Consider the following 13749-nt stretch of genomic DNA (forward strand, 5'->3'; position numbering starts at 1 on the left):
GGCATTGGGCTCGACTTTTCATGTAATGCAAAGCTATCAATTGATCACTAAAAGAGAGTCGAACTGATGACTGATGGAAGTTCAAAGCCTACGCGGATAAGTACATTCAAGGTTCAATTTGATGGGGGCGCGGGCATCCGGTCAAAAAAAATTTATGCCAATGGCCGGATGCAGGTTCGTGTTCAGGTGCTTCTTGCCGCTGCTGATGAAAACGGCAAGAACGTTGTATTGCCACCTTCGGTTTATCTGACGGTGAGGTTGATCAACTACAAAACCGGAGAGCTGCTGGGGGACGGCTGGGAGGCCAGCGCTCCTAACCGCTTCTCGCAAGCGTTGTACAACATTCCACTGGACTGGAAGGATGAACCATCGCCCGTTGATCCCTATACCCGGGTTATTACCTATTGGGTTTCCAGTACGGTCGCTCTGGACGTCCAGGTTGGAGCTGTGGTCATTTTGAATGATAAAGTGATTCGTACCAATGGGACTACAGCTGGGTACTCGTCGACTAACAGCGTAACTATTGAAGCACAGCCTCCAGTTTCCTACGATCTTGCAAAATTTTCTTTGAGTGCAGTTAAAAGAAATCCTCTTCCCGCAACGACAGTTAGCCATTTTTATCTGGGGTTGAATGTTGACGGGAAACAGATTGAATTGGTTGGATGGTCAAGTCGCGCGGATGCGGGTATTAACATTTTTTCCAGAAGTCATTCGGTGTTCGAGGCGCGTGGATATTATCTGGATAGTACTTATTGGTGGCGCTCGGTTTGTCATATCGCGGGGGTTGATGAAGCGGAATTGTTCCTGGTTCTGCCGCCGGAGTTCGAGTCGAATAGGCCTCAGATATATCCTGTTCCGGTTAATGATAAGAAAGGTGTGCTGTCAATTGTTCAAGGGGTGACCTTGGATTTCACTGCCGATAAGTATGTTGGTAAGACAGGGGTGTTTTGTTTTGCTGTATACGATGTTTATGGAAATGCGCATGATTTATGCTTGCGCTTTGATGATTCTGTTATTCCAGGTTCTTTTGTTCTTGATAATGGATAGTTCTTTCTGCGCGCTGGAAGCGTTCATGTTCAAAGCGTCTTTGCACGCACACCAATCAGGATGATGGTATGTCTGAGAAAACACCTGCACCTATTTTTTCCAATGCGTTTAATTTTGCCGAATTCTTGAGTGGCGGGGTTGACCCACGAACCGGCCTGTACACGTTCAATTTGTCACTGGGTAATATCAATTCATTGGCGCTGAATGGACCGTCGCCGGAGATCACGCTTCAGTTCAGCCCGCTCAATACCATTGATAGCGGGTTGGGGGTCGGATGGTCGTTGCCGTTGTCTTACTATGATCGGGCGAGCAATACGTTGTCATTATCCAGTGGCAACAGTTACAAAGCGGTGCCGGTTGTCGGCGGGCTCAAATTTACCGAGCCCCATGTGGAGGATTTCAATGTCACCCACTCCGCCGCAGGCCAATATTCACTGTGGCATAAAAGCGGTCTGCGGGAAGAACTCGAAGACTTCGATCAGACAGGCTTCGCTGTGCCGAAGCGGATCGTCGCAGCCAATGGTGGCGAAATCTTTCTGGATTATGCCGTGCACCAGGATCGGCCGGTACTGGTTACGCTCAGAAGCAACGAACGAACTTTACTGAGCATTACCTACAACGACGCGCAGGTCGTCCTCACTCGCTATCCCGGTACGGAATGTGAAGCACAGTTCACGTTGATACTGAGTAACGGCGAGGTTTCCGAGATCAAACTGCCGACCGCAGAACAATGGTCATTTGCCTATGAAGAAAAGCAGGGGTTTCTTTGCCTGACTGAAGTGAACTCGGCGGTGGGCGCACGTGAGCTGATTGGTTACGCCGAAGACGGCCACGCCTTTCCACCCGGGGCGCCTGTCGAGACCCTGCCGTACGTGATTTCGCACACCGTGTTCCCGAAGGTCAATCAGCCTGCCATCGTGACGGAGTACGAATTCTCCACGCATAACTTCCTCGGGTTCGATGATGGGCTTGTCTGGTCGCAGGAGCAGGACAGCCTGAGCGCGGCCGCGGACGATTATTGCTACACATCGACAGAAAAGCGCATGCAAGGCTCGGACACCCGATGCACGACTGTGCGGACTTACAACAAGTATCACTTGCTGCTCTCGGAAGTGATTCGGCGCGGGCAGGTCACGACGACATCAACGACGCAGTACCACCTCCTGACGGGCAAGAGTATTGCGCAGCAACCAGCGCAATTTCGCTTGCCATTGAGTCGCACCGTTCGGTACAGGAATGAAGGCACGGGCAAGCAGCGCGAAGAGGTGACGCGGACGGAGTTCGACAGTTTCGGTAATTTGTTGAAGCAGGTCGAACCCAGCGGCATAACGACCGTCCGTGACTTTTACGCTGCCTCCGGCGATCAAGGCTGCCCCGCCGATCCTCTGGGCTTTGTCCGATTCGAGAAACAGCGTACGGTCTATCCCGCCGAAGGTCCCAAAGGACTGGCGCCGGCGTCAGTGACCGTCACTCGATATCGCTATCAGCTATTGGGCGGCGCGACCGGCAGCCCGACGCAACATGTCGTGCCTGTAACGGAGGCGTTTTACGAGCGGACAGCGGATGGCGAAACGCTGCGCATGCAATCGGATCTGGTTTACTTCGATCTGTCGGATGAACCTCATCGTCGAGGCCTGTTGAAAAAGCAGACGCGTGTGCAACAGGGGCATTCGACCCATTGTGAGTTCTCCTACACGGTTCAGGGTGCGAATCTGAGCGTGTACACGGCACTGACTGGCTTCGACGGAACACACACAAGGGACTCGCGAACCTACTCGGCATTGAGTGGGGTGCTGTTGTCCGGGAAAAACCAGGAGGGTGTCACGACCGACTTCGTCTATGACGCTGTGGGTCGACCTCTGACTGAAACCGTCGCCGAAGGAACGATATTCAAGGCGCAGCGCCACTCACTTTGCACGGCCGCGACAGTGAATTCGCCCGCCTCACTGCTCAACACCGACGCCAGTGGCGTACAGCAGCGGGTGACATACGACGGTCTCGGGCGAGTGGTGAAGGTCGAGGAACAGGACAGCGACTCCTCGGTAGGCGGACCGTTGCGAGTCGTTTATTCGGCACTGTACGACGGGCTCGGAGAACTTGTCGCAGAGGTGCGCACCGATTGGTTGGCGGGGGTTGCGTTACCTCTCGAACAAAAGTTTGTCTTTGATGACTGGGGACAGATCAAGACCACGGTGTCCCCGGGCGGCCTCAAGCAGCACGATGACCATGATCCAGTGTCCCGCCAGCTATCGCGCTGGACGGAGGGTGCGGGCAAGACGGTTACGCTGTTCAATGGATTCGAAAAGCCAGTCAGTGTCGAAGTGTTCGATCGCACGGGGCAAAGCCTGGGCAAGACGATGCATGTCTATGACGGCCTTGGTCGCGCTGTCAGCCAGACTGATCCTGAGGGAAACACCACGACCTACACATACGATGTTTTTGGCCGGTTGCTGTGCAGTGTATTGCCCGATGGCACAACCGTGGAGACCAGGTACGCCAGCCACAGTCACTTGTCATTACCCATTGAAGTCAAAGTAGGAGCGCATAGTCTTGGCCAGCAGACTTTCGATGGTCTCTCAAGGCTGACCGGAACTGAAATGGGCGGTCGCCAAACCGGTTTGCAATACGAGGGCGGTTCGAAACACCCTTCTGTGGAGAGCAAACCTGATGGGGAGCGCATCAGATATAGCTACGAGCCCAACCTGGGTGGCAGGGTTACCCGGCGTGAGCGATTGGGCGTTCCGGGCTCAGGCCTGGTGGCCAAATATACGTATGACGCTCGGCTGGGTGCCCTGACTCAGTGCAGTGAGCAGGAATGGACATCGACTTTCGAATTTAGCCGCTCGGGCAAACTTCGGCGTGAGACGTCAATGGCCCCGGACCAGAAAAAAGCAACGGCCGAATACAGCTACTCACTGGCCGGGCGATTGCTTGCCTACACCGATGTGCTCGGTAATCAGCACAAGACTACTTATGACGGACTGGGTCGCCCAAAATCCCATGTGCAAAACCAGATAAAAGCCGATTTTTCCTATAACGCCCTGGGGCAATTGGTCAGCATTCATACGCAGGGGCTCGATGGCGGCTGTTCGCTGACCACCCGTTTGGTCTATGACGATTTGGGGCGAGAGGTTTTGCGCAGTTTTGACTCAGGTAAGGATGTCAGGCAAACCCTGGTCTCGCGATACACCTTGAGCAACAAGCTGGCACAAAAAACACTGAAAGATGGCGGTCGGGTTGTTCGCGATGAGTTGTTCAGCTACGACGCGCGAGGGCGGCTTACAGGCTACCAGTGTGACGGAAGCCTACGTCCGCGTGACCTCCAGGGCAACGAGATCATCCGGCAAACCTATGTTTTCGATGTGCTGGATAACATTCTGACGCTGGATACCGAATTTCCCGGTGGCAGCAACCGGACAACGTACGAGTACAGCCTTGTCGATCCGACCCGGTTGGTGGGTATCATGCATAGTCACGGAGACTACCCGGCGCCGGTGACCTTGCAGTATGACGCCAATGGCTTGTTGATTCGGGATGAGCAGGGGCGCGCATTGACCTATGACGCCTTGGGGCGACTGACGCAAGTGCTCACTGTGGAAGGTGCGACCCTGCGTGAATTTGGTTACGACGCCCTGGATAAGCTTGTCCAGTTGTCATCGGCGGATGCACTGCCGACCCAACGCTACTATCGCGACGGACGGGTCCTCAATGAGGTGCGGAACAACGAGGCGACTACCTGTCTGCGTCAGGATGGCCTTCTGTTGGGGCGGTATCAGTCGGGGAGCAGTCCGGGTATCAGCCTGGTCGGCACGGACCGGCAACAGTCGGTTCTGAGCGAAATCACTGCAAGCGAACAAAGCGAAATCGTTTACAGCCCCTATGGACACCGTCCGGCGCAAGGCGGGTTGTTCAGCCTGGCTGGGTTCAATGGCGAACACCTTGACGCGCCGACAGGGTTGTATCTGCTGGGCAATGGATGCCGCATTTACAGCCCTGCCTTGATGCGTTTTCTCACTCCGGACAGCTTGAGCCCTTTTGGAGCTGGCGGACTGAACCCTTATGCGTACTGCCTGGGCGATCCGGTCAATCGGGTCGATCCTACAGGGCGTTTCTCCTGGCAAAGTGTGTTGGGTATCGCCTTATCGGTCGTGGGGATTGTCGCCAGTTTTGCCACTTTTGGCGCAGCAACACCGTTGGCCATTCTTGCGCTAGGTCTGGGAACGGTTTCCGCCCTGACCGGCATCGCCGGTATGGTTGCGACTGAACTGTTGCCTTCATCGGTGGCTGGCGAGGTGTTGGGTTGGGTCAGTGTTGCAACAGGGCTGGGTTCATTCTCGGCAGGTAGCTTTGCTGCCGCCAAGGCATGCACCCAGTGGGGCAGCAGATTGCTGACCTCCCCGCCTACCAGAGTCTCGGCATTCGGTTATCGGCCGGGGACGTTGGCAGGTGGCGGAAGGGGGAGCATCAGAGGTGCAAGAGGCGGCAACGGATCTACGCAAACTCCGACGAGCTCTACGGCAGCTGCGCGGCCGGAGAGGTGGGCGGTGGTCGATGAGGTTGGCAGGAACGATTTCACGCCTAACGGGAGGCCCGGAAATGTTGCGCGCAGCAAGTATGCCGACTTCAAAAGAGGGGTGGAGGAGGGCTTGAGCCCCCACGAGTCCGCAAGAGCCCATCTGGGCAACAGTTATGATCCTTACCCAGGTTATAGCGGTTACACGAGAGTTGTCAGCGAAGTCAGAGCGAGCAATCAGGCGGCTGCGAATGCTGCCGGGAGATCCAGGGAGGTGCCTGCATTGATCTCAGAACCGCACCATATCCATGCGCGCCTTGGCGGATTCGACCGGGTTTTTTTCCTGGAGTATCGAACGGAAATGAGAGTGGTCATCAAGCAAATCGGAGCCCACGATCCGCAATGGTAAGCGCTTGACTGCGAGTCATCGGTTCAAGCGTCACGCCGGGCATGCTGTTGCAATGCCCATTCGACATGCTCCCTGACCAACTCCGACGGATACTCCCGTCGCGCCTTCAGCGCCTCCAGCACCGGAATCGTTGAAGGCGCATTCCCCAACCCCACCGCCAGGTTGCGCAACCAGTTTTCGTAACCGGTCCGGCGCAGCGGCGAGCCTTCGGTGCTGCTCAGGAATTTCTCTTCATCCCACATGAACAGTTCCGCTAGCCCGGCATTGTCCAGATTGTGCCGCGGCTTGAAGTCGCCCTCACCGGACGGGCGGGCGAAGCGGTTCCACGGGCAGACGATCTGACAGTCATCGCAACCGAACACCCGGTTACCGATCAATGGCCGCAGGTCTTCAGGGATCGCGCCTTTGAGTTCGATGGTCAGGTAGGAAATGCAGCGTCTGGCGTCCAGCACATAGGGGCCGACGAAGGCGTTGGTCGGGCAGATGTCGAGGCAGGCACTGCAACGGCCGCAATGTTCGGTGGCATGGGGCGGGTCGACCGGTAGCGGCAGGTCGACGAACAGTTCGGCGAGAAAAAAGTAACTGCCGGCCTTGCGATTCAAGACCAGGGTGTTTTTGCCGATCCATCCCAGCCCCGCCTGTTCGGCGATGGCTTTTTCCAGCACAGGGGCACTGTCGACAAAAGCGCGGAAGCCGAAGGGTCCGATCTCGGCCTGAATTTTTTCCGCCAATTGTTGCACGCGTTTGCGGATCAGCTTGTGGTAATCACGGCCCAGGGCATAACGGGAGACGTAGGCTTTTTCCGGTTGGGCCAGCACTTTCGCCATTTGGGTGTCGCCGGCCAGGTAGTCCATGCGCAGCGAAACCACGCGCAAAGTGCCCGGCACCAGTTCTTCCGGGTGCGAGCGCTTGCTGCCGTGGGCGCCCATGTAGTCCATTTCGCCGTGGTAGCCGGCTTCGAGCCAGCGTTCCAGGTGCTGCTCATGTTCGGCCAGGTCGAGGCCGCTGATGCCGACTTGCTGGAAGCCCAGCTCGCGGCCCCAGTCCTTGATGGATTGGGCGAGGGCGGGCAGGTCTGTGGTAATAGCGGGCATGAGACGAGAGAAACCGGAGCTGAGGTGCGTATAATTCTGCCAGACATCGGAGCCCGAAGACGCATGCCGCACACTAAAGATGAATTACCCGACGCGCTGTACAGCGCCGCCCAGGTGCGAGCACTCGACGCGAGCCTGATCGCCGCCGGCACGGCGGGCTTCGAATTGATGCAGCGCGCGGCGCGGGCGACGTGGCGGGCGCTGGTACGGCACTGGCCGACAGCGAACGAACTGAGCGTGCTGGCCGGGCATGGCAACAACGCCGGGGACGGGTACCTGGTGGCCGTGTTGGCCCAGCGTGCCGGTTGGTCGGTGCGGGTGCTGGCGGTGGGGGATCCGCAGCGCTTGCAGGGTGATGCGGCGTTAGCCCATGCCGAGGCGGTGTCCGAAAAAGTGCTCATCGAGCCCTGGACGGCACAATCCGGATTGCGCGGCATAGTGCTGGATGCTTTGCTTGGCACCGGTCTGAGCGGCGATGTGCGTGAGCCGTATGCGCGCGCCATCGCCGCGATCAATGCCAGCGGACTGCCGGTTTCGGCTGTGGATATTCCGTCAGGGTTGTGCGCGGATACGGGCCGCATCCTTGGTCGTGCCGTGCGTGCCGACCTGACGGTCACGTTCATTGGCTTGAAGGTGGGGTTGTTCACCGGTGATGCCGCGGATGTGGTTGGTGAGCTGGTGTTCAACGATCTGCAGGCTGATCCGCAGTTGCTGGATGGCACTGAGTTCACGGCCCGGCGCTTGAGTATCGCTAACCTGCCGCGTCTGGTGCCCCGGGCACCGGCATCCCACAAAGGCAAGTTCGGCCATGTGCTGCTCATTGGCGGTGACCGCGGTTACGGTGGTGCAATTCTGCTGAGTGCACAAAGTGCTCTGCGTAGCGGGGCGGGCATGGTTTCGCTGTCCACCCGTCCGGAACATGTTTCGCCTGCGCTTTCTCGAATTCCGGAAGCCATGGTGCTGGGCACGTCGTCGGCCAATCAACTGATGGGGTTGCTTGAGAAGGTATCGGTGTTGGTGGTCGGGCCGGGTCTGGGTCAGGCAGGGTGGGGACGCAGCCTGCTGTCGGCTGCGGCCAATGCGCCGTTGCCGCAAGTCTGGGACGCCGATGCCTTGAATTTGCTGGCTGGCGGGCAGGTCAATCTGCCCAGGGATTGCGTGATCACTCCGCATCCGGGCGAAGCGGCACGTTTGCTTGGGATGAGCACTGCCGACGTTCAGTCTGACCGTCCCGCCGCAGCCCACGCCTTGAGTAAAAAATATACAGCTGTCGTCGTCCTCAAAGGTGCCGGCAGCCTGATCGCCCATCCCGATGGGCGTCTGGCGCTGTGTCATCAGGGGCACCCGGCCATGGCCACCGCCGGTCTGGGCGATGTGCTGGCCGGTTTGCTCGGCGCATTGCTGGCCCAGGGCATGGAGCCATTCGATGCGGCCTGCCTGGCGGTCTGGCTGCACGCCAATGCCGGGGCGCAACAAGGAAAATCGGGCCGTGGGCTGGCGGCCAGTGATCTGATCCCAGCCATTCGTCAGTTGTTGGAGGAGCAAGCACCGTGTCTGAAGTAACCCTGTACCTGGCCGATGAGCAGGCCATGAGCGACTTTGGCGCACGCATTGCCCGAATCACCCAAGGCCATGGCCTGATCTTCCTCGAGGGCAACCTGGGGATGGGCAAAACCACGTTGTCCCGAGGCATCATCCGCGGTCTGGGGCATGTCGGGGCAGTCAAAAGCCCGACCTTCACCCTGGTCGAGCCCTACGAGATCGGCGACATTCGCGCCTTCCATTTCGATTTGTACCGTCTTGTCGATCCGGAAGAGCTAGAGTTCCTCGGTATCCGCGACTACTTCGAAGACGATGCCCTGTGTCTGATCGAATGGCCCGATAAAGGTGCAGGCTTTTTGCCAAAGCCTGACCTGACCATTACCATTAGCCCGCAAGACAGCGGGCGTTCGCTGAAAATTTTATCCCAGGGCTCGCGTGGCGAGGCCTGGTGTGCCGCTTTGGCATTGGAATCCAAATAGATGATGGGGTTAGGTATGCGCTTTCGCGCGTTGGTGGCTGCCGTAGGGGTGTTGTTTTTGGCGGTGACCGTCGACGCTGTGGCCGATTCGAAGGTCAATAGTGTTCGTCTGTGGCGGGCACCGGACAACACACGACTGGTGTTTGACCTGACCGGCCCGGTGCAACACAGCGTCTTTACCTTGACGGCTCCGGATCGCCTGGTCATCGACATCAATGGCGCGACCCTTGGTGCGCCGCTTAACGTCAACACTTCGAATACCCCGATAACCGCCATGCGCTCTGCTCAACGCACGCCGACGGACCTGCGGGTGGTCATCGACCTGAAAAAGGCGGTAACGCCAAAAAGCTTCTCTCTTGCTCCGAATGCCCAGTACGGCAACCGACTGGTGGTCGACCTGTTTGATAACGCCGCAGACGCCGCGCCTCCTCCAGCGCCGACACCTTCTGTTGCCACTGTGCCGGCAGTTCCGGTCACGCCTGCGGAGCCTGCGATCAAGCTGCCACCGGCCCCGCCCGGCAAGCGCGACATCATTGTGGTGATCGACGCCGGTCACGGCGGCGAAGACCCGGGTGCCTCGGGCTCCCGCGGTCAACGGGAAAAAGACGTGGTACTGGCCATCGCCCGTGAACTGCAACGGCAGGTCAACGGCATGAAAGGCTTCCGCGCCGAATTGACCCGCACCGGCGACTACTTCATTCCGTTGCGCGGCCGAACCGAAATTGCCCGCAAGAAAGGCGCTGACCTGTTCGTCTCGATCCACGCCGATGCTGCGCCTTCTGCCGCGGCTTTCGGTGCCTCGGTGTTTGCCCTGTCCGATCGCGGCGCGACTTCCGAGACCGCCCGCTGGCTGGCCGACAGCGAAAACCGTTCCGACCTGATCGGTGGTGCCGGCAACGTCAGCCTCGATGACAAGGACCGCATGCTCGCCGGCGTGCTGCTCGACCTGTCGATGACGGCATCCCTGACCTCCAGTCTGAACGTTGGCCAGAAAGTCTTGAGCAACATCGGCCGGGTGACTCCGCTGCACAAGCAACGGGTCGAACAGGCCGGGTTCATGGTGCTGAAGTCGCCGGATATTCCGTCGATTCTGGTGGAAACCGGGTTCATCTCCAACGCCAACGAAGCCTCGAAGCTTGCCGCGTCGAGCCACCAGCAGGCGCTGGCGCGTTCGATCAGCAGCGGCGTGCGCCAGTTCTTCCAGCAGAACCCGCCACCGGGCACTTACATTGCCTGGCTGCGCGACTCCGGCAAGATTGTGCAGGGGCCGCGTGACCATCGCGTCAACCCGGGCGAGACCCTGGCGATGATCGCCGTGCGCTATCAGGTCTCGCCCGCGACCCTGCGCAGCGCCAACAGCCTGTCGAGCGATGAGCTCAAGATCGGTCAGCACCTGACGATTCCGGGCACCGAATTGGCGGCCAAAGAATGAATCAGGTCGTGAGCAACGGCGCGCGAATCGAGCTGCTCAGCCCGCGACTGGCGAACCAGATTGCCGCGGGTGAGGTGGTCGAGCGCCCGGCTTCGGTGATCAAAGAGTTGCTGGAAAACAGCCTCGACTCCGGCGCCAAACGCATCGACGTCGATGTGGAGCAGGGCGGCGTCAAGCTGCTGCGGGTGCGCGACGATGGCAGCGGCATTTCCGCCGATGACCTGCCGCTGGCACTGGCCCGTCACGCCACCAGCAAGATCCGCAACCTGGAAGACCTCGAGCAGGTCATGAGCCTGGGGTTTCGCGGCGAGGCCCTGGCGTCGATCAGCTCCGTCGCGCGTCTGACCCTGACCTCCCGCACCCGCGACGCCGATCAGGCCTGGCAAGTCGAAACCGAAGGTCGGGACATGGCGCCCCGCGTGCAGCCTGCGGCCCACCCGGTGGGCACTTCGGTTGAAGTGCGCGACCTGTTCTTCAACACGCCGGCGCGGCGCAAGTTTCTCAAAACCGAAAAAACCGAATTCGATCACCTGCAAGAAGTGATCAGGCGTCTGGCCCTGGCGCGCTTCGATGTGGCGTTCCATCTGCGCCATAACGGCAAGACCATCCTCAGCCTGCATGAGGCCCATGATGATGCGGCCCGTGCCCGGCGCGTGGCGGCGATCTGCGGTCCGGGTTTCCTGGAGCAGGCACTGCCAATCGAAATCGAGCGCAACGGCCTGCATCTATGGGGCTGGGTCGGTTTGCCGACCTTCAACCGCAGTCAGGCGGATTTGCAGTATTTCTTCGTCAATGGCCGTGCCGTGCGCGACAAGCTGGTGGCCCACGCGGTACGCCAGGCCTATCGAGACGTGCTGTTCAACGGTCGGCATCCGACCTTCGTGCTGTTTTTCGAAGTCGATCCGACTGGCGTTGACGTCAACGTGCACCCGACCAAGCACGAAGTGCGCTTCCGTGAAGGGCGCATGGTTCACGACTTCCTCTACGGCACCTTGCACCGCGCCTTGGGTGATGTGCGCCCCGACGATCAACTGGCGGCGCCGGTTGCAACGGCCATCGTCCGGCCTACCGGCCTCGACGCCGGTGAATTCGGACCCCAGGGCGAAATGCGCCTGGCCGCCAATGCGTTGCTGGAACAGCCCCAGGCTCAGCCGTCGTTCAATGCGCCGGCGGGTTCGGGAGCTGGCGCGGGTTATCAGTATCAATACACGCCGCGTCCGCAGTCCGGTGTGCCTGTCGCCGAAGCACAGGCCGCCTATCGCGAGTTTTTTGCGCCGCTGCCCGAGGCCAATGCCGTCGCGCTGCCGGCCGGGCAGGACGATATCCCGCCGCTGGGTTATGCGCTGGCACAACTCAAGGGCATCTACATTCTTTCGGAAAACGCCCAAGGCCTGGTGCTGGTGGACATGCACGCTGCCCACGAGCGGATCATGTACGAGCGTCTGAAGGTGGCGATGGCCAGTGAGGGCCTGAGCGGCCAGCCGTTGCTGGTGCCGGAGTCCCTGGCCGTCAGTCAGCGTGAAGCCGATTGCGCCGAGGAGCATGTCGCCTGGTTCCAGCGCCTGGGCTTTGAGTTGCAGCGCCTGGGCCCGGAAACCCTGGCGATCCGGCAGATCCCGGCACTGCTCAAACAGGCCGAAGCCAACCGGCTGGTCGCCGACGTCCTGGCTGATCTGATGGAGTTCGGCACCAGCGACCGCATTCAGGCGCACCTGAACGAATTGCTCGGGACCATGGCCTGCCATGGCGCGGTTCGTGCGAATCGGCGCCTGGCCTTGCCGGAAATGAACGGTCTGCTGCGTGACATGGAAAACACCGAGCGCAGCGGTCAATGCAACCATGGCCGACCGACCTGGACCCAACTGGGCCTGGACGATCTGGACAAACTGTTCCTGCGCGGTCGTTGATGAGCCAGTTCCCACCTGCGATTTTCCTGATGGGGCCGACCGCCGCCGGCAAGACCGACCTGGCCATCGAACTCACCAAGGTCCTGCCTTGCGAGTTGATCAGTGTCGATTCGGCGCTGGTCTACCGTGGCATGGACATCGGCACCGCCAAGCCCTCCAAAGAGCTGCTGGCGCAATACCCGCATCGTCTGATCGATATTCTCGACCCGGCCGAGAGCTATTCGGCTGCGGATTTCCGCCGTGACGCCCTGGAAGTGATGGCCGATATCACCTCGCGCGGAAAAATTCCGCTGCTGGTGGGTGGCACCATGCTCTATTACAAGGCTTTGGTTGAGGGACTGGCGGATATGCCGGCCGCCGATCCCGAGGTTCGCGCGCAAATCGAAGAAGAGGCTGCGCGCCTTGGCTGGCAAGCCTTGCACGACCAGTTGGCGGTCATTGACCCGGTTTCCGCGGCGCGGATTCATCCGAACGATCCCCAGCGATTGAGTCGAGCGCTGGAAGTTTATCGTGTCAGCGGTCAGAGCATGACTGCCCTGCGTTTGCAACAAAGTGCGCAAAGTACTGAAGCAGCCGCTTCGGGACACCAACAATTGCCCTATACTGTCGCGAACTTGGCCATTGCTCCGGCAAATCGCCAGGTACTGCACGAGCGAATTAAACAAAGATTCACTTTAATGTTGGAACAGGGATTCATTGACGAGGTCGTAGCCCTGCGTAATAGAGGTGACCTGCATACCGGGTTGCCGTCTATACGTGCAGTAGGCTACCGCCAAGTCTGGGACTACCTGGATGGCAAGCTGACGTCAGCCGAGATGCAGGAGCGTGGAATCATTGCCACGCGCCAATTGGCGAAACGCCAGTTCACCTGGCTGCGCAGTTGGACTGATCTGCATTGGCTGGACAGTCTCGATTGCGACAATCTGCCGCGCGCCTTGAAATACCTTGGGACCATCTCCATATTGAGCTGAGTCCTTGCAATTGCCGTCTATCCTTGGGGGTGTGGCGGCCAAAGCCATCTGATTACCTATTTTTTTATATTGAATCCTTAAAGGAGTGCGGCACATGTCAAAAGGGCATTCGCTACAAGACCCTTACTTGAATACTTTACGTAAAGAGAAAGTTGGGGTGTCCATCTACCTGGTCAACGGTATCAAGCTGCAAGGCACGATTGAGTCTTTCGACCAGTTCGTTATCCTGCTGAAAAACACCGTCAGCCAGATGGTCTACAAACACGCGATCTCTACAGTGGTGCCGGTTCGTCCAATTCGTCTGCCTAGCGCAACCGAATCCGAAGCAGGTGATGCTGAGCCAGGTAACGCCTGAT

9 protein-coding genes are annotated in these 13749 nt (G+C 58.9%); 8 read left to right on the forward strand and 1 reads right to left on the reverse strand.

Annotation, left to right across the window (positions count from 1 at the left end):
- Positions 1-66 precede the first annotated feature (66 nt).
- Positions 67-1047, forward strand: a complete 981-nt coding sequence (locus AABM52_RS02630) for a hypothetical protein (RefSeq protein WP_347910289.1) — start codon at positions 67-69, stop codon at positions 1045-1047.
- 68 nt (positions 1048-1115) lie between these two features.
- Positions 1116-5969 carry an RHS repeat-associated core domain-containing protein gene (locus AABM52_RS02635; protein ID WP_347910290.1) on the forward strand — a complete coding sequence of 1618 codons (4854 nt, stop codon included), beginning with the start codon at positions 1116-1118 and terminating at the stop codon, positions 5967-5969.
- 23 nt (positions 5970-5992) lie between these two features.
- Here the strand turns inward: AABM52_RS02635 and queG are convergent, their stop codons facing one another.
- Complete coding sequence (gene queG / locus AABM52_RS02640; RefSeq protein WP_347910291.1) at positions 5993-7063, reverse strand: tRNA epoxyqueuosine(34) reductase QueG; 1071 nt, start codon at positions 7061-7063, stop codon at positions 5993-5995.
- A gap of 63 nt (positions 7064-7126) precedes the next feature.
- Here queG and AABM52_RS02645 point away from each other — a divergent pair, with 63 nt between their 5' ends.
- From AABM52_RS02645 to hfq, 6 genes are all read left to right on the forward strand, one after another.
- Positions 7127-8626 carry an NAD(P)H-hydrate dehydratase gene (locus AABM52_RS02645; protein WP_347910292.1) on the forward strand — a complete coding sequence of 500 codons (1500 nt, stop codon included), beginning with the start codon at positions 7127-7129 and terminating at the stop codon, positions 8624-8626.
- The gene (tsaE, locus tag AABM52_RS02650; protein WP_007973252.1) at positions 8614-9084 is read left to right on the forward strand and encodes a tRNA (adenosine(37)-N6)-threonylcarbamoyltransferase complex ATPase subunit type 1 TsaE; all 471 of its coding nucleotides are present in this window, start codon (positions 8614-8616) and stop codon (positions 9082-9084) included. The genes AABM52_RS02645 and tsaE overlap by 13 nt, the downstream gene beginning before the upstream one ends.
- Before the next feature lie 3 nt (positions 9085-9087).
- Entirely contained in the window at positions 9088-10515 is a 1428-nt protein-coding gene (locus tag AABM52_RS02655) for an N-acetylmuramoyl-L-alanine amidase (RefSeq protein WP_347912575.1), read from the forward strand.
- Between the two features lie 8 nt (positions 10516-10523).
- Positions 10524-12422: a DNA mismatch repair endonuclease MutL gene (mutL, locus tag AABM52_RS02660; RefSeq protein ID WP_347912576.1), complete on the forward strand. Its 1899-nt coding sequence runs from the start codon at positions 10524-10526 to the stop codon at positions 12420-12422.
- Positions 12422-13393, forward strand: a complete 972-nt coding sequence (gene miaA, locus AABM52_RS02665; RefSeq protein ID WP_347910293.1) for a tRNA (adenosine(37)-N6)-dimethylallyltransferase MiaA — start codon at positions 12422-12424, stop codon at positions 13391-13393. Before mutL ends, miaA begins: the two co-directional genes overlap by 1 nt.
- A gap of 94 nt (positions 13394-13487) precedes the next feature.
- Entirely contained in the window at positions 13488-13748 is a 261-nt protein-coding gene (hfq, locus tag AABM52_RS02670) for an RNA chaperone Hfq (protein WP_007902656.1), read from the forward strand.
- Position 13749: the final 1 nt, after the last annotated feature.

The organism is Pseudomonas grandcourensis, assembly GCF_039909015.1.
Taxonomy (GTDB): Bacteria; Pseudomonadota; Gammaproteobacteria; order Pseudomonadales; family Pseudomonadaceae; genus Aquipseudomonas; species Aquipseudomonas grandcourensis.

What these genes read in the sequence shown, in the direction of transcription:
- AABM52_RS02630 (WP_347910289.1), top strand. Translation starts at nt 67, where the DNA reads ATGACTGATGGAAGTTCAAAGCCTACGCGGATAAGTACATTCAAGGTT.
- AABM52_RS02635 (WP_347910290.1), top strand. Translation starts at nt 1,116, where the DNA reads ATGTCTGAGAAAACACCTGCACCTATTTTTTCCAATGCGTTTAATTTT.
- queG (WP_347910291.1), bottom strand. Translation starts at nt 7,063, where the DNA reads ATGCCCGCTATTACCACAGACCTGCCCGCCCTCGCCCAATCCATCAAG.
- AABM52_RS02645 (WP_347910292.1), top strand. Translation starts at nt 7,127, where the DNA reads ATGCCGCACACTAAAGATGAATTACCCGACGCGCTGTACAGCGCCGCC.
- AABM52_RS02655 (WP_347912575.1), top strand. Translation starts at nt 9,088, where the DNA reads ATGGGGTTAGGTATGCGCTTTCGCGCGTTGGTGGCTGCCGTAGGGGTG.
- miaA (WP_347910293.1), top strand. Translation starts at nt 12,422, where the DNA reads ATGAGCCAGTTCCCACCTGCGATTTTCCTGATGGGGCCGACCGCCGCC.
- hfq (WP_007902656.1), top strand. Translation starts at nt 13,488, where the DNA reads ATGTCAAAAGGGCATTCGCTACAAGACCCTTACTTGAATACTTTACGT.